Annotated in this window: 20 protein-coding genes; 8 read left to right on the top strand and 12 right to left on the bottom strand. The window is 41.4% G+C overall.

Annotated features, from left to right (window positions below; genetic code table 11):
- Window positions 1–183: 183 nt before the first annotated feature.
- Window positions 184–1,071 carry a DUF72 domain-containing protein gene (locus I4Q58_RS09900; RefSeq protein ID WP_203295714.1) on the bottom strand — a complete coding sequence of 296 codons (888 nt, stop codon included), beginning with the start codon at window positions 1,069–1,071 and terminating at the stop codon, window positions 184–186.
- Between the two features lie 127 nt (window positions 1,072–1,198).
- On the opposite strand from I4Q58_RS09900, the gene I4Q58_RS09895 reads away from it, so the two are divergent.
- The 3 genes from I4Q58_RS09895 to I4Q58_RS09885 all read left to right on the top strand — a co-directional run bounded on the left by I4Q58_RS09895 (window position 1,199) and on the right by I4Q58_RS09885 (window position 5,909).
- Window positions 1,199–1,963 carry a LolA-like protein gene (locus tag I4Q58_RS09895; protein WP_203295713.1) on the top strand — a complete coding sequence of 255 codons (765 nt, stop codon included), beginning with the start codon at window positions 1,199–1,201 and terminating at the stop codon, window positions 1,961–1,963.
- A 96-nt stretch (window positions 1,964–2,059) separates the two neighbouring features.
- Entirely contained in the window at window positions 2,060–5,149 is a 3,090-nt protein-coding gene (locus I4Q58_RS09890) for a WD40/YVTN/BNR-like repeat-containing protein (RefSeq protein ID WP_203295712.1), read from the top strand.
- Between the two features lie 46 nt (window positions 5,150–5,195).
- Complete coding sequence (locus I4Q58_RS09885; RefSeq protein WP_203295711.1) at window positions 5,196–5,909, top strand: DoxX family protein; 714 nt, start codon at window positions 5,196–5,198, stop codon at window positions 5,907–5,909.
- 5 nt (window positions 5,910–5,914) lie between these two features.
- Here I4Q58_RS09885 and I4Q58_RS09880 read toward each other — a convergent pair whose 3' ends face one another.
- Window positions 5,915–7,273 carry an NAD-dependent succinate-semialdehyde dehydrogenase gene (locus I4Q58_RS09880; protein WP_203295710.1) on the bottom strand — a complete coding sequence of 453 codons (1,359 nt, stop codon included), beginning with the start codon at window positions 7,271–7,273 and terminating at the stop codon, window positions 5,915–5,917.
- Window positions 7,274–7,515: 242 nt separating this feature from the next.
- Between I4Q58_RS09880 and I4Q58_RS09875 the strand changes: the two genes are divergently transcribed.
- Complete coding sequence (locus I4Q58_RS09875) at window positions 7,516–8,823, top strand: OmpA family protein (protein WP_236002886.1); 1,308 nt, start codon at window positions 7,516–7,518, stop codon at window positions 8,821–8,823.
- 139 nt (window positions 8,824–8,962) lie between these two features.
- On the top strand, window positions 8,963–9,370 hold the full coding sequence (locus I4Q58_RS09870) for a glyoxalase (protein ID WP_203295709.1): 408 nt from the start codon (window positions 8,963–8,965) through the stop codon (window positions 9,368–9,370).
- Here the strand turns inward: I4Q58_RS09870 and I4Q58_RS09865 are convergent.
- Entirely contained in the window at window positions 9,367–10,056 is a 690-nt protein-coding gene (locus I4Q58_RS09865) for a DUF2461 domain-containing protein (protein WP_203295708.1), read from the bottom strand. The genes I4Q58_RS09870 and I4Q58_RS09865 overlap by 4 nt on opposite strands.
- Before the next feature lie 85 nt (window positions 10,057–10,141).
- On the opposite strand from I4Q58_RS09865, the gene I4Q58_RS09860 reads away from it, so the two are divergent.
- The gene (locus I4Q58_RS09860) at window positions 10,142–10,576 is read left to right on the top strand and encodes a hypothetical protein (RefSeq protein WP_203295707.1); all 435 of its coding nucleotides are present in this window, start codon (window positions 10,142–10,144) and stop codon (window positions 10,574–10,576) included.
- Between the two features lie 23 nt (window positions 10,577–10,599).
- On the opposite strand, the gene corA is transcribed toward I4Q58_RS09860, so the two are convergent.
- Window positions 10,600–11,685: a magnesium/cobalt transporter CorA gene (gene corA / locus I4Q58_RS09855; protein WP_203295706.1), complete on the bottom strand. Its 1,086-nt coding sequence runs from the start codon at window positions 11,683–11,685 to the stop codon at window positions 10,600–10,602.
- Window positions 11,686–11,762: 77 nt separating this feature from the next.
- On the opposite strand from corA, the gene I4Q58_RS09850 reads away from it, so the two are divergent.
- Both I4Q58_RS09850 and I4Q58_RS09845 read left to right on the top strand, forming a co-directional pair.
- Window positions 11,763–12,563 (top strand): LytTR family DNA-binding domain-containing protein, encoded by an 801-nt coding sequence (locus I4Q58_RS09850; protein WP_203295705.1) that lies wholly within the window; start codon window positions 11,763–11,765, stop codon window positions 12,561–12,563.
- Between the two features lie 139 nt (window positions 12,564–12,702).
- A complete protein-coding gene (locus I4Q58_RS09845; RefSeq protein ID WP_203295704.1) occupies window positions 12,703–13,950 on the top strand; it encodes a S41 family peptidase in 1,248 nt (415 codons plus the stop codon).
- A 1-nt stretch (window position 13,951) separates the two neighbouring features.
- Here the strand turns inward: I4Q58_RS09845 and hisIE are convergent, their stop codons facing one another.
- From hisIE to hisG, 8 genes are read right to left on the bottom strand one after another with little or no spacing between them, the layout of a single operon-like run.
- The gene (gene hisIE, locus I4Q58_RS09840) at window positions 13,952–14,560 is read right to left on the bottom strand and encodes a bifunctional phosphoribosyl-AMP cyclohydrolase/phosphoribosyl-ATP diphosphatase HisIE (RefSeq protein WP_203295703.1); all 609 of its coding nucleotides are present in this window, start codon (window positions 14,558–14,560) and stop codon (window positions 13,952–13,954) included.
- A 10-nt stretch (window positions 14,561–14,570) separates the two neighbouring features.
- The gene (gene hisF / locus I4Q58_RS09835; protein WP_203295702.1) at window positions 14,571–15,326 is read right to left on the bottom strand and encodes an imidazole glycerol phosphate synthase subunit HisF; all 756 of its coding nucleotides are present in this window, start codon (window positions 15,324–15,326) and stop codon (window positions 14,571–14,573) included.
- 3 nt (window positions 15,327–15,329) lie between these two features.
- Window positions 15,330–16,073, bottom strand: coding sequence for a 1-(5-phosphoribosyl)-5-[(5-phosphoribosylamino)methylideneamino]imidazole-4-carboxamide isomerase (gene hisA, locus I4Q58_RS09830; protein ID WP_203295701.1), 744 nt, complete (start codon window positions 16,071–16,073; stop codon window positions 15,330–15,332).
- Window positions 16,073–16,660 carry an imidazole glycerol phosphate synthase subunit HisH gene (hisH, locus tag I4Q58_RS09825; RefSeq protein ID WP_203295700.1) on the bottom strand — a complete coding sequence of 196 codons (588 nt, stop codon included), beginning with the start codon at window positions 16,658–16,660 and terminating at the stop codon, window positions 16,073–16,075. The genes hisA and hisH overlap by 1 nt, the downstream gene beginning before the upstream one ends.
- On the bottom strand, window positions 16,661–17,797 hold the full coding sequence (gene hisB / locus I4Q58_RS09820; RefSeq protein WP_203295699.1) for a bifunctional histidinol-phosphatase/imidazoleglycerol-phosphate dehydratase HisB: 1,137 nt from the start codon (window positions 17,795–17,797) through the stop codon (window positions 16,661–16,663).
- Complete coding sequence (gene hisC / locus I4Q58_RS09815; protein WP_203295698.1) at window positions 17,794–18,855, bottom strand: histidinol-phosphate transaminase; 1,062 nt, start codon at window positions 18,853–18,855, stop codon at window positions 17,794–17,796. Before hisC ends, hisB begins: the two co-directional genes overlap by 4 nt.
- A complete protein-coding gene (gene hisD / locus I4Q58_RS09810; protein ID WP_203295900.1) occupies window positions 18,852–20,147 on the bottom strand; it encodes a histidinol dehydrogenase in 1,296 nt (431 codons plus the stop codon). The genes hisC and hisD overlap by 4 nt, the downstream gene beginning before the upstream one ends.
- Window positions 20,147–21,004: an ATP phosphoribosyltransferase gene (gene hisG / locus I4Q58_RS09805; protein ID WP_203295697.1), complete on the bottom strand. Its 858-nt coding sequence runs from the start codon at window positions 21,002–21,004 to the stop codon at window positions 20,147–20,149. Before hisG ends, hisD begins: the two co-directional genes overlap by 1 nt.
- Between the last annotated feature and the right edge of the window lie 288 nt (window positions 21,005–21,292).

Raw genomic sequence — 21,292 nt, 5'->3', positions numbered from 1 at the left:
GGCTGTTAGCATTTAGCTATTAGCTTTGTTATTTGTTATTTGTTATTTGTTATTTGTTATTTGTTATTTGTTATTTGGGATTTGTTATTTGGGATTTCTTCCTACACCCTAAACCCCCGCCCGAACGTACCTACCCGATTGAGATCACATACGCATTCGGTACGGGCGGGCTACACCCTACACCTAATACCTATCCTTTGGTTTATCCATAGTCGGTGGTCTAAGATCGGTGCCGAAGCGTTCATTGGCTTTTTCGATAAAATAAGCAGATAGTAAGGGTGAAGCTTTTTCTACATTTTGGTGCACAAAAAAGTAAATATTCTGAAGGCCTAGCTCGATCCATTCCTCCAGTCTATCGATCCAGCCATCCAATCGGTCATAATCGGTAGGATGATTTGCACCGTTGTAGCGAATAAAAGCCGTATCGCTAGTCATTCGCATATGAAGTAAATCGCGACGCCCAGCGGTGTCCACAATTATGTTGGTCATATCGTATTCTTCCAAAAGCGAATACAATTCCTCGGCAACCGTTTTATCGTTAAACCAGTCGGTGTGACGAAACTCTATTGCAAACCGTAAATCCTTTGGTAAGGCTTCAAAAAATGGTGCCAATCGGTCCATGTTTTTGGGTCCGAAATTATTGTGAAGCTGTATAAACGGCATTTGAAGTTTTTCCTTCAGATTACTAGCATTCAGTAAATAATCGTTTAAGTATGCTTCAAAATCGTTCAAGCGTTTCCAATGCGTCACTCCCTGAAACACTTTTGGAAAGAATCGAAAATCGGCCGGCGTCTTTTCATACCAACCTTGAAATACATCTACGGGAAAAATTCGATAGAAGGTAGCATTCAACTCGATGCTATTAAACTGTGTGGCGTAGTATGCCAATTCATCTTTGGTGCCCCTTGGATAAAACCCCTTTAAATCGGCTCGGTTCCACTTCGCGCAGCCAACATATAAATTTGGGGGTTGTTTTGAGGTATAGTCCGATAATTTTGCTTTGGTACCTTTATGATCGGGTGGTAAGGTAAAATCGATATCGCCCGGATTGTCTACTTTTCCGAATTTCATTGCCTAATTTTCTATAAAGATACAACAGTAAATACAATTGAAATTCAAAAAAATATTGATTTGGTTGTAACAATTTCACGAAAAACCTACCTACATTTATGCAAACCATTAATAACAACGAAACAATATGAAAACGCTAAGAACATTATTCATCGCTATACTACTTGTTGCCATGGCTCCAAGTCAAGCGCAGACAGCCGATGAAATCATCGACAATTATTTTGAAAATACTGGCGGAAAGGACGCTTGGGGCGATTTGGATGGCATTAAGATTATAGGTTCTGCCAATGCTCAGGGAATGGAAATACCTTTTACCATGATTCAGATGAAGGATGGGCGGCAAGTGGTGGAAATCGATCTTCAGGGACAAAAAATGACACAGATGGCATTCGATGGTGAAACCATGTGGACAACTAATTTTATGACGATGGAAGCTGAAAAAGCAGATGCAGAAACGAATGAAATGATGAAAAAAGCAAGTAAGGACTTTCCATCACCTTTATATAATTACAAGGATAAAGGTTTTGAAGTTGAAATGATGGGAACCGAGACTATCGAAGGGACAGAGACCTACAAATTGAAGCTTACCCAAGATCCTGTTACAATAGATGGTAAGGAAGAAGCGAATGTTTCCTATTATTATTTTGAAACGGAAAACTTTGTTCCTATTGCTACCGAAACAGAAGTAAAAGCGGGCCCTAACAAAGGACAGATGAGTAAAAATACCATGAGCGATTATCAAGAAGTAGATGGTTTATACTTTCCGTTCGATATGGGAATGGCTGGGCAAAACCTTACGGTAAAGGATATCGTTTTAAATCCTGAAGTAAACGCAGAAATGTTCGCCTTTCCAGAAAAGGCTGAGGCTCCTGCAACTGACGAAAAAAACTAAGATAGCTATGCTGTTTTAAAGGACATATTGAATTCCCTGGCATTTCACCAGGGAATTTTTGTACCCCTACTTTTCAACCAACAAAAAATCAAAAAAATGAAACGCGTATTTTTTCTAGTACTGTTCGCCTTCTTTGCAACAACCAATTCGATAGTTGCGCAAGAGACTGCCTTAAAAGGTAAAGAACTCTTCGGCGATATGAGGGCAAGGCATATCGGACCAGCACTTATGAGCGGTCGAATTAATGATATCGAAATGCATCCAACCAATTCCCGAATTATCTATACGGGTACCGCCGGTGGTGGCGTTTGGAAATCGTCCGATGGAGGGGCCACCTTCGCTCCTATTTTCGACGATCACGTTCAATCGATTGGAGTCGTTACCCTAGATCCCAAAAATCCAGACGAAATCGTTTGGGTAGGTACAGGTGAAACGTGGACTCGTAATTCTGTTTCTATAGGTGACGGGTTGTTTCGCTCTACCGATGGTGGAACCAATTGGACAGAAATTCCAGGTTTTGAAAACAGTGAACGCATTGCTTCCATAGTTATTAATCCTAACAATACCGATGAAGTATATGTTGGTGTATTGGGAGCACTTTGGAGTGCTAGTGAAGACCGAGGTGTTTATAAAACCACCGATGGCGGAAAAAGCTGGGAGAAGATTTTATATGTGGGACCTTCTACAGGTGCAGCCGATGTTATTATGGATCCTAAAAACCCGAATGTGCTGTATGCCTCCATGTGGCAATTTAGAAGAACGGGTTGGGGCTTTAATTCTGGAGGTGAAAACAGTGCCTTATATAAATCGACTGATGGCGGAAAAACATGGAATAAAATCCATAATGGCTTTCCAAAAGGAAAATTAGGAAGAATTGCTGTTGCAGTAGCGCCAAGTGATGGAAACATCCTCTACGCTGTTTTGGAAACTGAACAGAAAGATAAAAATGGTCTTTGGAAAAGTACCGATGCTGGCCAGAGTTGGGAGCATATGAACAATGACTTCGGGTTGACGGTTCGACCGTTTTATTTTTCACGAATTACCATCGATCCAAGAAATCCGGATATTGTTGTAAAAGGTGGTTTAAGTGGTTCAATCAGTCGTGATGGTGGAAAAACCTTTAAGAACCTTGGCAATATGCATAGCGATATCCACGATATTACCTTTCATATAAACGATAGCGATATCATATATTCAGGTACGGATGGCGGTATCTATCGCTCATGGAATGGTGGTTCGACTTTTGAAATCGTGGAAAACTTACCGCTATCACAATTCTATCACATCAGTACAGACGATGCGGAACCTTATAATGTATATGGCGGTTTACAAGATAACGGCAGTTGGTTTGGTCCTTCCTCCTCTCCTGGTGGTGTAAACGCACGAGATTGGAATAGTGTTGGGGTTGGTGATGGCTTTAGAGTATTGAAGCATCCAACTAAAAATATTATTTATTCTGAAATGCAGGGTGCCGAAAACGTATGGCGTTACGATGCCGATCGACATAGAACGAAAACCATCCAACCGTTACCAAGAAAAGGGGATCCTGAGCTTCGGTTCAATTGGAATGCCCCAATGGCGGTTAGCAGGCATGTGCCGGACCGTTTTTATATGGGAAGTCAGTTTGTCCATAGAAGCGATGATATGGGTGATACGTGGACTATTATTTCACCCGACCTGACCACCAACGATCCTACCAAACAGGACCAATCGAAATCCGGTGGGCTTTCGGTAGATAATAGTGGTGCAGAAAACCATACGACCATTTTTACCATCGCCGAATCGCCCTTAGACCAAAATATCCTTTGGGTCGGTACCGACGATGGAAATGTACAGGTCACTACCGATGGGGGAAAGAATTGGACGAATGTTACCGAAAATCTAGTCGGAATACCAGACAATACGTGGGTTTACCATATTGAAGCTAGTGAACATGGAAAAGGAACGGCCTATGCTGTGTTTGATGGTCATACTACGGGTGATATGAAACCGTATGCGTTGAAAACGACTGATTTTGGGAAGACTTGGAAGAACATTATTAGCGATGATATTCAGGACAATGCTTTTGTTCGAAATATTCAGGAAGATTATAAAAATGAAGACTTATTGTTCTTGGGAACCGAAATGGGCTTGTATGTAACAATCGATGGTGGGGGAAATTGGAGTCACTTTACCAATAACATGCCTCCGGTTGCAGTGCATTATATCGACCTTCAACAATGGGAAGATGACATCGTAATGGGAACACACGGTCGTGGAGTAATTATTATCGATGATATTAGTCCATTACGTCAGTTAAACGATGAAGTATTGCAAAAAGATGTGCATTTCTTCGATACGGAAGCATTCACAATGCCCGAGGAAAGTGGCTTTAGCGGAAGTTTTGGTACCGAGACACAATTTGTAGGAGCCAATAAACCTACTAGTGCCCGAATTGTATATTATTTGAAGAAGCGCCATACCTTCGGAAAAATGACTATGGAAATTCAGGATATGGAAGGAAATGAAATTTCAACCTTAACCCCTGGAAAGTCGAAAGGCATTAATGTTGTGAATTGGAACTTCACCAGTACCATCCCGAAAACGGCAAAGGGAAAAACATTCTCTAACAGTGGCTTTACCGCACCCCGAGTACCAGCGGGTACTTACAAAGTAGTGCTCACGAAGGGAAAAGACACCTACGAGCACGAAATTGAGGTGACATACGACGATAAGGCCATCACTACCCTAGCAGAGCGAAAGGAACAAGAGAAACTTACGAAAACGCTTTTCGATATGGTAGAAGAACTAGCCTATATGGTATATGAATTGGGTGAGTACCAAAACGCCGCCGAAACCGTAAAAGCGGAACACCCCAAAGGTGAAAAGGTTGCAACGCAGTTTTATGATGCCTTGGAGAACTTGCGTACTGATTTAGTGGTTACGACAGGTGACAATTACGTTGCCAGTGCAGAACCAGAACTTCGAGAGCGTATGGGGGAACTGTATAGCAACGTTGCCACAAGTTACGATCAGGTGAGTGGCGCACAGCGTCAGAATTTCGAATTGATTTCGGAGGAATTTGAAGCAGCGAAGCAACGATATCAACAAATATTGGATAAGGAAGGTAAGAAATTTATGAAGTTTTTGGAGAAAAATGATCTGCCAAAACCAAGCATTCAAACGAAAGAAGAATTTTTGAAGTAATTTTTAAAAGCATCGGTCTGTATTTTAGGCCGATGCTTTATTTTGTATGGCCCTTTTAGAAAAACTTGACCGTATTCACTGGAATGCCCGTAGAAACAAGTGGCTTCAGTATTTTGCTATTTTTAATCGCTTTGCGTTGGCCTTAGGATTTTTGCCTTCAGGTATGCAAAAAGTATTAGGCTTTCGATTTACGGCCTTACCCGTAAACCATCCAATGGGCCATTATTTGGATGCCCTATTTCAAACGGGCTATTACTATACCACCATCGGAATCTTTCAGGTCTTGGCGGCCATTTTGTTGATCATACCCAGAACGGCAACCTTGGGAGCAATTATCTATTTCCCCATCATTTTAAATATTACGATTCTTTCCCTAGCCGTACGATTTGATGGTTCCTTGTTCAGTTCTCCATTAATGGTGCTGTCTTGTTTGTTCTTACTGTGTTGGGACTATCATAAGGTGAAGTGGATACTTCCCTTTCAACACAAAAAAGCCAAGGAACTCCTTCCAAAGAGAGAGGAATTCACCTTTCGATTTCCCTGGAAATTCTTTTTAGGTGTTTTTCTAACAACAGTAGCAATCGTAGCAGTTGTAGTTACAGTTTACGACTTATACCCACGGAATACGATTTCACATTGCAAGCAACAGTGTCCGGACGATGAAAACCCCGAACTATGCCTTCAGTTTTGTGATTGCATCCATACCAAAGCCCAATCGTTGGAAAGTTGTCTTGAAGCATATGAAGCTGCTTCTAAGTAAATTATTTAAGCGATATAGATGGTTTTCCGATTCACGAACTCCCGAATACCATGCTTACTGAGTTCTCGTCCGTAGCCGCTTTCCTTAACACCACCAAAGGGTAATCTAGGATCGCTCTTTACCAACTCGTTGATAAAGACGGCGCCTTCATCGAAGCGGTAGGCTATCTTTTCAGCCTTTTTCGTATTTGAAGTGAAGAGTGACACGCCCAATCCAAATTTTGAATTATTTGATAACGAAATAGCTTCTTCTTCATCCTTAAACGTTGTAACCGATAAGGCCGGACCGAAGGTTTCTTCCGTAAACATTGTCATATCTAAAGTGACATCCCCTACTACCGTTGGTTCGAAATAGGCATTTTGTCGCTTCCCCCCTATTAAGATCTTGGCGCCCTGCTTCACCGATTTTTGTACCTGTTCTTCCAAATCTTTTGCGAGGTCTTCTCTTGCTAGGGTTCCGATGAAGGTTTTCTCATCCATCGGATCGCCGCTTTTCAATTCCCTTACCTTTATTACTAATTTTTCAACAAACTCTTCCGCGATAGATTCCTGAACCAACAGTCGCTTTCCTGCAATACAACTCTGACCGGTATTCTGGAATCGCGCCTGTACACAGGTGGCAATCGTTTCTTCCATATTACAGTCTTCAAAAACGATAAGCGCATTGTTGCCGCCCAATTCAAGGACTGATTTTTTGATTTCTGCACCTGCTGTTGCTGCCACCGCGCCACCCGCTGGTCCGCTACCGGTGAGGGTAACCGCTTTTACGATATCATTTTTAATGACTTCTTCAACCCCATCACTTCCTATGAGTAAAGTAGTAAAGCAATTTTTAGGGAAACCAGCGCGTTCAAATACTTTTTCGATATTTAGAGCGCTTCCGAAGACATTCGAAGCATGCTTCAATACCGCGATATTTCCTGCCATCAGCGCAGGAGCTGCAAAACGAAAGACCTGCCAAAATGGATAATTCCACGGCATTACTGCCAGCACTACGCCAAGGGGTTCGTAACTAACGTAGCTTTTAGAGGCATCTGTCTTGATAACTTCGTCTGAAAGATGCTCTTCGGCATTTTCCGCATAATACTCACACACCCAAGCGCATTTCTCTATTTCAGCAATAGCTTGACGAATGGGCTTTCCCATTTCCTGTGTCATGGTTTCGCCATATTCGCGTTTATTCTTTTCAAGCTCTCGGGCTGCGGCCATCATCAGATTTTTCCGCTCTGCGAAAGAGGTTTCGCGCCAAGAATGAAACCGCTTATCAGCTTCAATCAGAGCATTTTCAGTTTCTTTTTTGGTATGGTTCTTATATGATTGTATGGTATCTCCTGTATAGGGATTCAGTGAATTCGTTGTGGACATTTCAATGCTTTTAATTTACTTAAAGGTAGCCATTAGCTTTAGAAGCTCGAAAGGCTTAAGAATAGTTTAACCTACGAAAGATATAGGTGCCGCAACCAACTTCAAAGAAATATCGCCAGTTAACAATTATATCAAAGCGTTAATATATTATTAAAACGAACAATCGTAATCTTAAATATAGCCGCTGAATGATATATAAGCATATCTTCGCACACTTATTAAATCAAAAAAAGAATAGAAGTATGAGAAAAGTATTACCCCTTCTTATGTTATTTTCCGTGATGGCTTTTGCGCAAGAGGAAGATATGATGAATGCATCGGAAAGTTCGATGGAAACAACTGATAACAGTTTTCTAAAAGAGTATGATAAATGGGCTATTGAAGCCTCTGTTGGGATTCACAAACCCACTCGCCAATTTGCGCCTGGATACTACACTAATACTCCAAGCTTTGGACTGGCACAGCTAGGTGTACGCTATAACTTTAATCCTGATTTCGGTGTTCGACTCGGATTGGGCTATAACAATATTGAAAGTGATGATGAGGCACTTCCATTCAAGAGTAGCTATTATAGAGCTTCTTTAGAGGGTGTACTTAACATGACAAGTATTTTGAATTTTAGTGATTGGACGGATACCTTTGGATTGCAGATTCATGGTGGTGGAGGCTATGCTGTTCTCGACCATAACGAGCCTGCGGAATTCGATGAGAATGATAACATTCTTCATATCATGGCCGGTATTACACCGCAAATTCGATTAACAAATTCAATTGCGCTTTTTGCAGACGTAACGGCCGTTGGGAATGTTCGACAGTATCTTACATGGGATGGAACTCAAAGAAATGATGGACGAGGAGTAAATGGTTTTATGGTAAATGCTTCCGCGGGACTTACCTTTTATCTAGGCGGAAATGAGAAGCATGCCGATTGGTTTTCAGAAGACAAGGCATATGAAGAAAAATTGGCTGAGTTGAACAACCGTGTCGACAAGCTTGAAACAGATCTTATCGATTCAGATCAGGATGGTGTTCCAGATTACCTAGACCGCGAACCAAATACGGTTTCGGGTGTAACAGTTGATACCAAAGGTGTTGCTGTTGATAAGAATAAGAATGGTATTCCAGATGAAATTGAAGGTTCATTGGATGCACGTTATGTAAATGAAGAAGACTATAAAGTTACCGACGAAGGCTATGGAATGAATGTTAAGAAGTTGCTTAACGAAGGATACGTAAATGTTTACTTCCGCTTTAACAGCGACGTGCCGGAAACATATTCGCTTGAAGCTATCAATTACTTGACTCTTTATATGAAAGAGAATCCTTCTGCGAATGCCGAATTAATTGGGTATGCCGATGAAATTGGAAATCAGGCGTATAACGAACGTCTTTCTGAGCGTAGAGCAAAACGAGTACATGACATCTTGGTTGCCGCTGGTATCAATGCCGATAGAATTGAATATCGCGGAGGTGGAGAAGATACTTCTGTAGAGAAATCTTCAGCTCCAGCAAGACAACTTGTAAGACGAGTAACGTTCAAGATTAAATAAATACGAAACGTAAATCGTATATAAAAAGCCGCCCAGTTTTGGGTGGCTTTTTTTATTTGTTGACAACCTTGTGCATATCTTCTACCGGATTCAACATATAGCACCCACACATTTTCTACATTTATAAAAACCCCTAGCTATGGAAACCAGAGATTCCATGTTATTGGCACTACGGCCTGAGATTCCTTCGGCCCGTGTTAACGACAAGATGACTTCCGCAGAATATTTTCAAAATAACACTTTACGACCAATAGCCAAGCTTCAGGATGGCTTACTATTAGCCGCCTTTCGCAATTATGTCCGTAAGCACAAAAATGTGTTTTATGATCTGAGTTTGGAAAAACGATTGGACTATATTGAAAACGCGATCCACAAGGATATGAAGTTTCGAAACTCCCTAAAGGGAATGATTATCGGCCAGTTTACAATCGATGAATACGAAACCTACATCGAGGATTCTTCAGCCTTGAATAAGCGCATGATGAATATCGTAAAGGAACGACTGAAAAGCAATATTCAGCTACTTGTTCCTGAAATGAGCTTCTAAGCGTCTACGTCGATAAGCGAAACCCCATTCAAATCAGTTGTCAATACTTCACTCATATAGTTGAAGAAAGGCAGCAACATTTCATATTTTTCGAGCAGCTCCTTTTGGAAGTTTTTGTCCATTACCTGCTTGTCGGTAAACTTGTGTACTACAAAGAAACTTTTGAGACGAATCAGGTCGATATTTTCATCGTCCTTATTGAAGCCTTTTGGTGCGGTTTTTACTCTATTATCCTGGTTGAAATCGCCAAACACTTTTTTGAATTCCTTCTCCTTAAAAATCTTGCGGATTTCCGAAGCATCGCGCTCAAATTCCTTTCGGATACGAAGTAAATCGGCAGCTTCAGGGTTGAAGAACCCACCTGCCATCATCGAATTTCCTGGCTCTATGCGAATATAGTATCCACCTCTATGCGCCGGAAGTTCCCTTTTAAAGCTCGCACTTCTGTGGGTGTTATAAGGCGTTTTATCCTTACTGAAACGAATGTCGCGATTGATGCGAAAGATTTTTTTGTTCTCTATAGCATCGAACTTCTTCAGCCCCTGCTCCACTTCAGTGAAGAACTTTTTAAGGGTTTCCTCGTTTTCACGGTATTTTTTTTTGTTTTCTTGTATCCAATCACGGTGATTGTTTTTCTTCAGTTCTTTTAAAAAAGTAAAAACTGACTTAGGTATCGTTGCGCTCATAATATTCTAAAAATGACCTTTTAAAGATACAGTTAAATTTTTTTTATCGTACATTTAAATATACAACCTTCTAATTCAACTAACTATGACCCTAACAAAACCTAATACTGGCTTCTGGATTATAGCTGTAATAGCGCTTATATGGAACATCATGGGAGTATTCGCTTTTTTAGGACAAACACTCCTCTTAAGTGATGACGCCAAAGCCATACTTCCTGAAGATCAACTTACGTTACTCGAGACTACTCCAACTTGGCTTACAATTGTTTTTGCTATTGCGACTATTGCAGGATTATTGGGTAGTATTCTACTATTGGCAAAACGAAAAGTGGCTATTCCCGTTTTCGGAATTTCCCTATTGGCCGTACTTGTACAGAATTTTTATGGTTGGCTGTTTACCGATGCCGCAGCGGTATACGGAACGGTACAAGGATATGTTATACCATTGGTCGTAATCATAATTGCAATATTCCTCTATTATTATAGCAAAGGAGCCGCCCAAAAAGGATGGTTACGATAGGTTACATTTTTCAGGCTGCTTGTCTACAACCATTTCTTTCGTTTGAAATACCATAAAAGTCCAAGAAAGACAAGAATCATCAATCCCCAGAGGTAGAAATAGCCATATCGCATCTGTAACTCTGGGATGTATTCGAAATTCATTCCGTAGATACCTGCCATAAAGGTCAAGGGTATGAAAATTGAAGCCATGATGGTCAATACCTTCATCACCTCGTTCATCTTGTTGCTGATGGTCGTCATGTACATGTCCATCAATCCCCAGATCATCTCGCGATAGATTTCAACATTCTCCGAAACCTGAATGATATGATCATATAAATCACGAATGTAATTATGGGTACGCTCTTCTAATAAGGTTGTATCGGTTTTTTCCAACCGATTAATCACTTCTCGAAGCGGGGTAATGGCACGACGAATACGCAAGATTTCCTTCTTTAATTGCTGTATGTCCTCCGTAATATCTTCCTGTACCTTATCGTCGAACAATTGATCTTCCAAGTATTCAATCTTTGCACTTAAGGTTTCAATAACACTGAAGTAGTTATCGACCACCGCATCCAAAATCGCAAACATCAAGTAGTCGGCACCCGCATTTCGGATACGTCCCTTGGCATTTGCCAAGCGGTCGCGCAATTCATCGAAAACATCGCCATCGGCCTCCTGAAAGGTGGTAACATAGTCCTTTCCTAATACCATACTGACGTGCTCGATAATCAAATCGCCATCATCGTTGTAAAAGACCATCTTAAAGACAATAAACAGATAGTCCTCATACTCGTCTATTTTTGGCCGCTGATTAGTGGTTACTATATCTTCCTGGATCAATGGGTGAAGGTTATAGTAGTTTCCCAGCCGTTCAATTTCCTTGGTATTGTTTAGTCCGTTGACGTTTATCCAGGTAATATTCTGCGAGTTTTCAAATGCCAACGCATCTTCAACGTTTTCGGTATCGGCCTGACTGTACGTGTCCTTCGAATAATCGATGATTTCCAGTTTGGTAACCATTCCCGCCTTTTTTCCGGTATAGGAGACGGTTCCTGGGACTTGATTCTGGACTTTTGGTTTGCTTATTTTGGGTACTTTAAGCTTTCTTCTTCTTTTTGCCATTCGGATTTATTCTAAAGACAAGATAAAAAAGTTGTCAATTTTTATACTTTTAATGGCGATACTTTAACAATTTGAACGTGCTCAAAACTCCATTTCCTTTCGACTCAAAGCAATGGCACCACCTGTTATTAGCCCTTGGACTGGCAATATGGGTGTTTCTATTTCTTTTCTTCACCGAACCATTGGACGTTGGGGAACTGTCGGATGCCGAAAAGTTTACCTACTTACCCTTATATGCTTTGGCCGAAGGAATTTTATACTGCTTACTGATTCCCGTTCAAAAGTATGTGTTTAACAAGGGAAATACGCAGTGGACAGTTGGTAATGAGCTTTTTGTGTACGGCATTTTCGCATTTATTTCCTTTATAGGAACCCGAATGATATATCTCTATATCGTGGTTCCTTATGAGCCTAATCCGTACTCAATTAGTACTTTTTTGCGTCACATTTTTTTACCCGCATTAGTCACAGTACTACCAATTGTTGTCTTTGGAAGATGGGCCCTCGGGAAGTACGCTTCGAAGAAAGCCGAAGCCACAAAGGTTGAAATTAGAGGGGAAGGAAATTATGAAAGCCTTAAATTGTTTTGGGACGACCTAATCTGTGTAAAGGCTGACGATAACTATGTTGAAGTAGCTTTTTTGAATAAGAAGGATGTTTCCAAACAATTAATTCGAACGAAACTATCGGCAGTAGAAAAAGCGATTCCCGACTTACTTCGCACCCATCGTTCGTACTTAATAAATCCGCTACACTTTCAACAATTCAAAAAAGACAACGGAAAATTATCGGTAGAACTTAGCCTTCAACAAACAGTCCCCGTATCGAAAACCAATACTTCAAAAGTGAAAGACGCATTACTTACAGCAACCGATTAAATATTGCCATTTTTCACCTCAAACATTCACCACAAGAAACGGTCATTTCGCCACAAACCAGCTATTTCATTGGGATTGCCACATTTTTCATAAGTAGCTTTGGACAAACGGAATAATAATCATTCAAATGCTATTCATCATGAAAACAACTGTCATCACCTTCGTTTTTCTTTCTATTTTCAGTATTTCTTTTGGCCAATCAACTACCTGCGATTGTAAAAGTGACTTGGATTTTTTAGTTGAAAAAATGCGCGATATGCCTTCCTATAAACACCAAATAAAAAAGGCGCGAAAAGAAGCTGCTTTCGATACGTACTATGAAACGCTTTCAGCTGAAATGAAAGAACCCATTTCTGTTTCAGAATGCTTTTTAAAATTGAACAAAATGCTAAACATCTTGGACGATAACCACGCCTATATCATCGATACCAACACCTATCTCTCAAAGGAAGCATATAAAAATGAAGCACAATTAAGCGCCTACTTACAATCTAATGAGTATACAAATCATCCAAAAACAACAAAAAATCTCGATTCACTTCAAAAATCCCTAGCGAATAAACCTTTTGACAGCCTTGAGGGTATTTATGTATATGATGCTTCACAAACCGTGGGTGTTTATAAAAAGAATTCGGACCTATATGAAGCGGTGGTATTAACTACTGAAAAGCCAAATTGGGAACGTGGCCACTTATTGATGTCAATTTTTGCAACAGATAAGGGAAGGTACGATGTCATGCGGTATCGCGAAATCGGTCGCGGTCTGTTATACGGTAAAAACTTCTTGCATTATAACGGTCGTCTGTGGGACCTTCGGAAGGACACTACCGCTGTCGACTATAGCTTAGCGCCTAAAGAACACTCTGATTGGGAGTTTCAACAACTAAATGATAACACCCAATACCTATACTTTGGAAGTTTTAGCAACAGAACCGAAAATGTGGAAGCCTATGAGCGGTTCTACGACCGTGTGAAAGATTCGTTGACGGCTCCAAATATAATCGTTGATCTTCGCAATAACAGTGGTGGAAACTCAAAGTATTCCGATCCTTTTGTGAAGTTACTTCGTAAAAGCAAGGCAAAATTATACGTGATTACAAATTCTTATTGTGGAAGCAATGGTGAACAAATGACACTGAATTTGAAGGAGTTAAACAATACTACTCACGTAGGACAGGTAACAAGAGGAACGTTAGCCTATGGTATCAATTACGGACGAACCTATACTACTCCATCGGGTAATTTCAAGGTGTTGCCTACCGATATGGACTTCCACCGAAAGGTTTTTGAATACGAGGAAACGGGTATCGTTCCCGACATCACCTTCGATTTTTCCAAAGATTGGGTCGATCAAACCTTGGATGTAATCAATACCGAGATGCCTTAATTCAGGAAGAGGCCCTATGTCTGGCGCGAAGGGTATCGGCGACGTCTTTAATGCCCAAGCCCTTCGCTTCCAATAACACCATAAAGTGAAAAAGCAAATCGGCACTTTCGTTTAAAAAGGCGAGGTCGTTTTCATCCTTTGCTTCAATAACGACTTCCACAGCCTCCTCTCCCACTTTCTGGGCGATGGCATTGATACCTTTTTTATATATTGAGGCTACGTATGACTTTTCTTGCTCTGGATTTTCCTTTCGCTCTTTCAATACCTTCGCTAGGTCATCCAAAAAACTAAAAGAGGGTTCATTGGATTTTCCCCAGCAGGTGTCTGTGCCTTTGTGACAAACAGGCCCATCAGGTGTTACGGTTACCAATAACGCATCTTGGTCGCAATCGGCTTCCATCGATACCAAATTGAGGTAATTGTCGGAGGTTTCGCCTTTTGTCCACAGTCGCTTTTTACTTCTACTGTAGAAGGTCACTTGGTTTGATTCCTTGGTTTTTCGAATCGCTTCTTCATTCATAAAACCAAGCATCAAAACGGTTTTTGTTTGCGCATCCTGAACGATGGCAGGGATTAGGCCATCCTCATATTTGTCGAATTGTAATTCCATAGAAAAAATTTTATATCCGAACAGGGATTCCTTGTTCCGATAAGGTTTGTTTTAAGGTTGAAATCTTTATTTCTAAAAAGTGAAAAACACTGGCTGCAAGGGCTGCATCGGCTTTTCCTTCCTTGAAGGTGTTTGTAAAATGTGAAATGGTTCCGGCGCCACCTGAAGCGATAATCGGAATGTTTACAAGCTCGCTAAGGATTGAAAGCGCCTTGTTGGCGAAACCGTTCTTGGTGCCATCATGATCCATTGAGGTAAAAAGGATTTCCCCAGCGCCACGCCGTTCCACTTCTTTTGCCCAATGAAACAAGTCGAGCTCGGTAGGGACCTTTCCGCCCACTAAATGTACTTTCCAATCGCCTTCTATTTGTTTCGAATCGATAGCGATAACGATGCATTGTGACCCGAAAGCCGTTGAAAGTTCTGTAATCAAATTAGGATCTTTTACTGCTGCAGAGTTAATGGCCACCTTATCGGCACCATTTTGAAGCAGTATCGAAACATCATCAACACTGCTAATGCCACCACCGACGGTAAACGGAATATCGATAGCTTCCGCGACCTTCAACACGAGATCGGCCAAGGTCTTTCGGCGTTCTTCCGTAGCCGAAATATCCAAAAATACCAGCTCATCGGCGCCTTCTTCACTGTAGCGCTTCGCCAGTTCCACCGGATCGCCCGCATCGCGTAAGTTGACGAAATTGACACCTTTTACGGTTCTGCCGTTCTTCACATCTAAACAAGGAATGATTCGTTTGGTAAGCATGGGTTACGATTTGTTTTGTAGGATGAAGGTTTCCAATTCTGAAAGGGAAATCCTGTTCTCATAAACTGCTTTTCCCAAAATAGCGCCTTCACAACCAATTTCAGCAAGCTCCGAAAGGTCTTGTAGGCTGCTCACCCCTCCGGAAGCGATAAGGTTAAGCGTCTTCTCCTCTCTTTTCATCTCCGAAAGAATATGACCATAAAGGTCGATAGCTGGACCTTCCAACATGCCGTCTTTTGAAATATCGGTACAGATACAATAGCGAATACCTTTCGCTACATACTGCTGAAGAAAGGGAATCAGTTTTTTGTCACTTGTCTCCTTCCAACCATGAGTAGCGATGGTTCCATTGCGAACGTCGGCTCCCAAAATGATTTTTTCGGCGCCGTACCGTTGAAGCCACCCCAAAAAGGTTTCGGGTTCGGTTACGGCTATGCTACCGCCTGTAATCTGTTGCGCTCCATTTTCAAAAGCGATTTGAACATCGGTATCCGACTTTAAACCACCACCAAAATCGATTTGTAAGGAGGTTTTTGAAGCTATTTGCTCAAGCACCTTATAATTCACGATATGCTTACTCTTCGCACCGTCCAGATCCACTAAGTGTAGATGATCAATACCATGTCCTTCAAATTGCTTGGCAACCTCCAGCGGGTTTTCATTGTATATTTTTTGGGTGCTGTAATCGCCTTTGGTAAGGCGAACGCATTTTCCTTCAATAATATCTATGGCAGGGATTAGTCTCATTATAAATCGATAAAGTTCTGTACTAGTTGAGCGCCCACTTTTCCACTTTTTTCTGGGTGAAATTGAACGCCATAAAAGTTTTCATTCTGCAAGGCGGTTGAGTAAACACCTCCATATTCCGAACTAGCAATTGTTTGCTTGCAGATTGGCGCATAATAACTGTGCACCAAATACATATAGCTATTCTCTTCAATCTTTTTAAACAAAGGTGACTTCAAGTTTGAAACCGTATTCCAACCCATTTGGGGCACTTTTACTTCAGGGGTAAAGCGCTTTACCTCCACATCAAAAACGCCTAAGCCTTTAACGTCATCTTCCGCCGTTTTTGAACATAATAACTGCATACCCAGGCAAATGCCCAAGACAGGCTGTTTTAGGTTTGGAATAAGGGTCTGAAGTGAAGCTTCTTTCAGTTTCTGCATGGCACTACCCGCGTGTCCGACACCAGGAAAGATGACTTTTTCGGCGTTTTTAATAATAGCGGGATTGTTGGTAACTACAACCTCCTTCCCCAGTCGATTAAAAGCGAATTCCAGGCTCTTAACGTTTCCAGCACCGTAGTCGATAATAACGATTTCTTCTTTCATCTATAACATTCCTTTTGTGGTGGGTAGCATCATTTTATCGGTATCTCGGGCTACGGCAGCTTTGATGGCTTTGGCAAAGGCCTTAAAAATAGCTTCAATCTTATGGTGTTCGTTGGTTCCCTCGGCTTTGATATTGAGATTTGCCTTGGCGCCATCTGAAAAAGATTTAAAAAAGTGCACGAACATTTCGGTTGGCATCTTCCCTATCATCTCTCGTTTGAAGTCTGCTTCCCACACCAACCAATTTCTTCCTCCAAAATCAATCGCCACTTGCGCTAAACTGTCATCCATCGGCAGGCAAAAGCCATAGCGTTCGATGCCTCGTTTATCTCTTAACGCTTCAGCAAAAGCTTCCCCCAGCGCAATAGCAGTATCTTCAATGGTGTGGTGTTCGTCGACTTCAAGGTCGCCTTTTACATGTAGGGAAAGATCGACACCACCGTGACGAGCCAGTTGGTCCAACATATGATCGAAAAAAGCGATGCCGGTTTCAATAGTTGATGTACCATTCCCGTCAAGTGTAAGGTCTATGTGAATGTCGGTTTCATTTGTTTTGCGGTGAAGACTAGCGCTGCGATTCTTCTTCACCAAAAACTCATAAATGTCTTGCCATCGTTGGGTGGTAAGTGAAATATGAGACGCAAGTTCCTTGTTTGAAACGGTAGTTTCTGAAGCACCCATTTCTACATGCGAATCGATAAAAATTCCTTTGCAGCCTAAATTTTTTGCAAGTTCCATATCAGTCAGTCGATCGCCAATCACAAAGGAATGTTCCAAATCGTAGGCTTCCGAAAAATACTCCTGTAGCAATCCGGTATTTGGTTTTCGTGTATCGGCATTGTCCTTTGCAAAGGTTTTATCGATTTTAATATCTTGAAAGACAATTCCTTCTTGTTCAAAACTTGATACAATAAAGTTTTGGATCGGCCAGAACTGTTCCTCTGGAAAGGAATCGGTCCCAAGTCCGTCCTGATTGGTCACCATCACGAGTGTATAGTTGGTTTCCCGTGCTATTTTTCCCAAATAGGTGAAGACCTTCGGATAGAATTGGAGTTTTTCAAAAGCATCCAATTGTTCATCATTTGGCTCCAACACCAAGGTGCCATCCCGATCTATAAATAATACTTTCTGTTTCATCTGTCTAGTTTCTGAAGCGTTTCAATAAGCTTTTTATTCTCTTCTGAAGTACCTACCGTAATCCGCAAACCATTTTCACATAAGGGTTGATTTCCGCGATAGCGCACCACGATTCCGTTATCGATAAGTTGTGAATACCGCTTTTTAGCATCGTCAACTTTCACAAGCAAAAAATTAGCCTCGGAAGGAACGATTTTTTCAACATATTTTAGTTGAAGTAATTGTTTAAGTAATTCCTCTCGCTCCTTTATTATTGAAGCTTTATAGCCTTCAACTCGATTTTTGTTCGTCAAAGCAGCCAATGCTTTTTGTTGCGTCAAGCTATTCACATTATACGGTGGTTTTATTTTATGGAGAAGTGAAATAATCTCTGTTGAAGCATAGCACACACCTAATCGAATGCCGGCAAGTCCCCATGCTTTCGAAAAGGTTTGGGTAACAATAAGATTCGGAAATTCGTGAAGCTGATGGATCCAACTTTCCGTGGTCGAAAAGTCGATATAGGCTTCATCTAACACCACAATTCCAGAAAAGCCATTCAGTAGTCGAACCATGTTTTCTTGTGAAATGATGGTTCCGGTTGGGTTATTAGGGGAACATAGGAACAATAGTTTTGTTGTTTTTGACTGTTGTTGAAGGATTTCTTCAACCTTAGGTTGAAAATCATCGTCCATAACGATCGCCCTCACCGAAACCGCATTTATAGTGGCCAACACCTCATACATTCCATAGGTTGGTGGCGTTATAATGACGTCATCCTTCTCAGGTTCACAAAACACACGAAATATCAGGTCGAATAGCTCGTCACTCCCATTCCCCAATAGGATATGGGATGGGTCGACGTTCTTTACTTCACTTAATTTTTCGCGTAAGGTTGTAAGATGCGGATCGGGATAGCGATACAAATCTGGGTCACCCAACGGATTTTCATTCGCATCCATAAAGGTCATTGCAGATGTCGTATCTGAAAACTCATCCCGTGCCGATTGATAGGGCTTCAGTTTAAGAACCCGCTTTCGTGCCAAGTCGGAAGCTGAAAATGATTTTATTTCTTTCATGATTGGTTCGATTTTAAGGATTCCAATCGAAGGGAAACCGCATTTTTATGGGCTTCCAAGCCTTCTGCTGCAGCCATGGTTTCAATGGCTGGTCCGATGGTTTGTAAGCCTTCAGCCGTTATCTTTTGAAAGCTGATGTTTTTCTGAAAACTATCCAGGCCAATACCGCTATACTGTCGCGCAAACCCGTCGGTGGGTAGTGTATGATTTGTTCCAGAAGCATAATCGCCTGCGCTTTCAGGAGTAAACGGTCCTAAAAAAACCGAGCCAGCATGTTGGATACCATTTGCGAAGAAATCTTCATTTTCTGCAATAATGATACAGTGTTCCGGTGCATAGGCATTGATAATGGCCAATGCTTCGGTATCATTTTTCACCAAAATCGAAAGTGATTTCTCCAGCGCTTGTTTTGCAATGGCTGCTCTTGGAAGTTCTGCTAATTGCTCTCGTAACGCTTTTGCTGTCTGTTGTAGCAGGGTATTGGAAGTGCTAATCAATAGCACTTGACTATCTGGCCCATGCTCGGCCTGACTGAGCAGATCGGATGCTACGAATGCTGGACTTGCCGTTTCATCAGCAAAAACCAAAACTTCAGACGGACCAGCGGGCAAATCGATGGCCACACCTTTTTTGGTCGCCAATTGTTTGGCTACCGTTACGTATTGATTCCCAGGACCAAATATTTTATCGATAGCAGGAACCGACTCCGTTCCGAAGGTCATAGCTGCAATAGCCTGGGCACCGCCCACAGCAAAAACCTGCGTTACGTTGCAACGTTTGGCTGCGTAGAGCGTTTCTGGTGCAATCTTTCCATTGGCTTGAGGAGGTGTACAAAGAACGATCTCCGAGCATCCTGCAATGGTAGCTGGAATAGTAAGCATCAGTACGGAAGAGAACAATGGTGCCGAACCACCTGGAATGTACAATCCGATTTTTTCGATAGGTCTTTTTTCTTGCCAGCAACGGACTCCTTTCTGTGTCTCAACTTCAATCCTGCCTTGTTGTTGTGCGCTGTGGAAGGTATGGATATTTTGATATGCCATTTCGATGGCCTCTCTTAATGCGTCTGGAATTGTTTCATCTTCTAACGATATTTTATCCATCGAAACCTTCACTTCCGTCAAGGAAACGGTATCGAACTTCTCGGTAAAACGAAGTAAGGCTGCATCACCTTCCCTTTCCACAGTATGCATAATGGAAAGTACATCAGGTTCGATTTCAGATAATGAAGCAGATGAACGTTTCAGGATTTCCGCGTAGGATTTTGGATCTGGATATGTTACTACTTCCATCATACCACCATTTTTTCTATCGGACATACCAAGATTCCCTCGGCTCCAGCCGCTTTCAAAGAATCGATGACGTCCCAGAATTCATCTTGATTCACCACCGAATGAAGACTGCTCCACCCCTCTTCTGCCAAGGGAAGAATGGTCGGACTTTTCATGCCAGGCAGCAGATCCATGATGGCGTCTAGCTTCTCGTTTGGTGCATTTAGCAAAACATACCGATAATCCTTACCCTTCAACACCGCACGAATGCGGAATAGAAACTTATCCAGTACTTTATTTATCTCCTCAGGTAATCTGGGTGAAACCGCCAAAACCGCTTCACTCTTCAGCAGTACTTCAACTTCTTTCAAATTATTTTTGAAGAGCGTACTACCGCTACTTACAATATCGCAAATGGCATCTGCCAGTCCGATGTTCGGAGCGATTTCGACACTACCGTTAATGATGTGAAGTTCAGCCTGTATGCCTTGTTCGTTTAAAAACTTCTGGGTCGTTACGGGATAAGAGGTGGCGATTCTTTTTCCGTTTAAGTCCTGAACCGAATCGTATTCAAAGATCTTTGATACGGCAAGCGACACGCGGCACTTAGAAAAACCCAGACGCTCGGCTACTTGAATGTCGTCGCCTTTTTCAACCAACAGATTTTCTCCAATAATGGCACAATCGACCACACCATCCTTTAGGTACTGTGGACTATCTCCATTTCTAAGGTAAAAGATTTCCAAGGGAAAATTCTTGGCAGGTGCTTTTAGTTGATCCTTCCCGTTATCGATATGGATACCACAATTTTTCAACAGTTGAAGCGAATCGTTGTGAAGCCTTCCCGATTTTTGGATCGCAATTTTTAATTTTTTCATAGAAATTGAATTAGCATAAAACAAAAAGCCCGTTTGAGAATGCTCAAACGGGCTTTTATAGGGTTATAAATATACATACACCTATTTACCACCTCGCATGAGCGAATTGGAAAATATGGTGATGATGTACAAAAATTGTCTTCATTTGCCTTCAAATATACAGAGAATAAATTGTTCATAGCCCTGTGAAAAAACTATTTAACTTTTTCGTAAACTTGGGATATAATTTTTATAGATTTGTTAGGAATCATAGGTTATTCTTTAGTTAACTGACTAACAACCTTTAAG

The organism is Luteirhabdus pelagi (assembly GCF_016827595.1).
In the GTDB taxonomy this organism is placed as follows: domain Bacteria; phylum Bacteroidota; class Bacteroidia; order Flavobacteriales; family Flavobacteriaceae; genus Luteirhabdus; species Luteirhabdus pelagi.
The sequence above is the reverse complement of the archived record's forward strand: the minus strand, read 5'-3'. Positions and strand labels throughout refer to the sequence as shown.

Coding starts and splice junctions, on each gene's coding strand:
- I4Q58_RS09880 (WP_203295710.1), bottom strand. CDS start 7,273: ATGTCCACAACGAATTCACTGAATCCCTATACAGGAGATACCATACAA.
- hisB (WP_203295699.1), bottom strand. CDS start 17,797: ATGAAACAGAAAGTATTATTTATAGATCGGGATGGCACCTTGGTGTTG.
- corA (WP_203295706.1), bottom strand. CDS start 11,685: ATGGCAAAAAGAAGAAGAAAGCTTAAAGTACCCAAAATAAGCAAACCA.
- I4Q58_RS09875 (WP_236002886.1), top strand. CDS start 7,516: ATGAGAAAAGTATTACCCCTTCTTATGTTATTTTCCGTGATGGCTTTT.
- I4Q58_RS09865 (WP_203295708.1), bottom strand. CDS start 10,056: ATGAGCGCAACGATACCTAAGTCAGTTTTTACTTTTTTAAAAGAACTG.
- hisF (WP_203295702.1), bottom strand. CDS start 15,326: ATGCTTACCAAACGAATCATTCCTTGTTTAGATGTGAAGAACGGCAGA.
- I4Q58_RS09885 (WP_203295711.1), top strand. CDS start 5,196: ATGGCCCTTTTAGAAAAACTTGACCGTATTCACTGGAATGCCCGTAGA.
- hisG (WP_203295697.1), bottom strand. CDS start 21,004: ATGAAAAAATTAAAAATTGCGATCCAAAAATCGGGAAGGCTTCACAAC.
- hisH (WP_203295700.1), bottom strand. CDS start 16,660: ATGAAAGAAGAAATCGTTATTATCGACTACGGTGCTGGAAACGTTAAG.
- I4Q58_RS09895 (WP_203295713.1), top strand. CDS start 1,199: ATGAAAACGCTAAGAACATTATTCATCGCTATACTACTTGTTGCCATG.
- hisC (WP_203295698.1), bottom strand. CDS start 18,855: ATGAAAGAAATAAAATCATTTTCAGCTTCCGACTTGGCACGAAAGCGG.
- I4Q58_RS09890 (WP_203295712.1), top strand. CDS start 2,060: ATGAAACGCGTATTTTTTCTAGTACTGTTCGCCTTCTTTGCAACAACC.
- I4Q58_RS09845 (WP_203295704.1), top strand. CDS start 12,703: ATGAAAACAACTGTCATCACCTTCGTTTTTCTTTCTATTTTCAGTATT.
- I4Q58_RS09870 (WP_203295709.1), top strand. CDS start 8,963: ATGGAAACCAGAGATTCCATGTTATTGGCACTACGGCCTGAGATTCCT.
- I4Q58_RS09900 (WP_203295714.1), bottom strand. CDS start 1,071: ATGAAATTCGGAAAAGTAGACAATCCGGGCGATATCGATTTTACCTTA.
- hisA (WP_203295701.1), bottom strand. CDS start 16,073: ATGAGACTAATCCCTGCCATAGATATTATTGAAGGAAAATGCGTTCGC.
- hisD (WP_203295900.1), bottom strand. CDS start 20,147: ATGGAAGTAGTAACATATCCAGATCCAAAATCCTACGCGGAAATCCTG.
- hisIE (WP_203295703.1), bottom strand. CDS start 14,560: ATGGAATTACAATTCGACAAATATGAGGATGGCCTAATCCCTGCCATC.
- I4Q58_RS09860 (WP_203295707.1), top strand. CDS start 10,142: ATGACCCTAACAAAACCTAATACTGGCTTCTGGATTATAGCTGTAATA.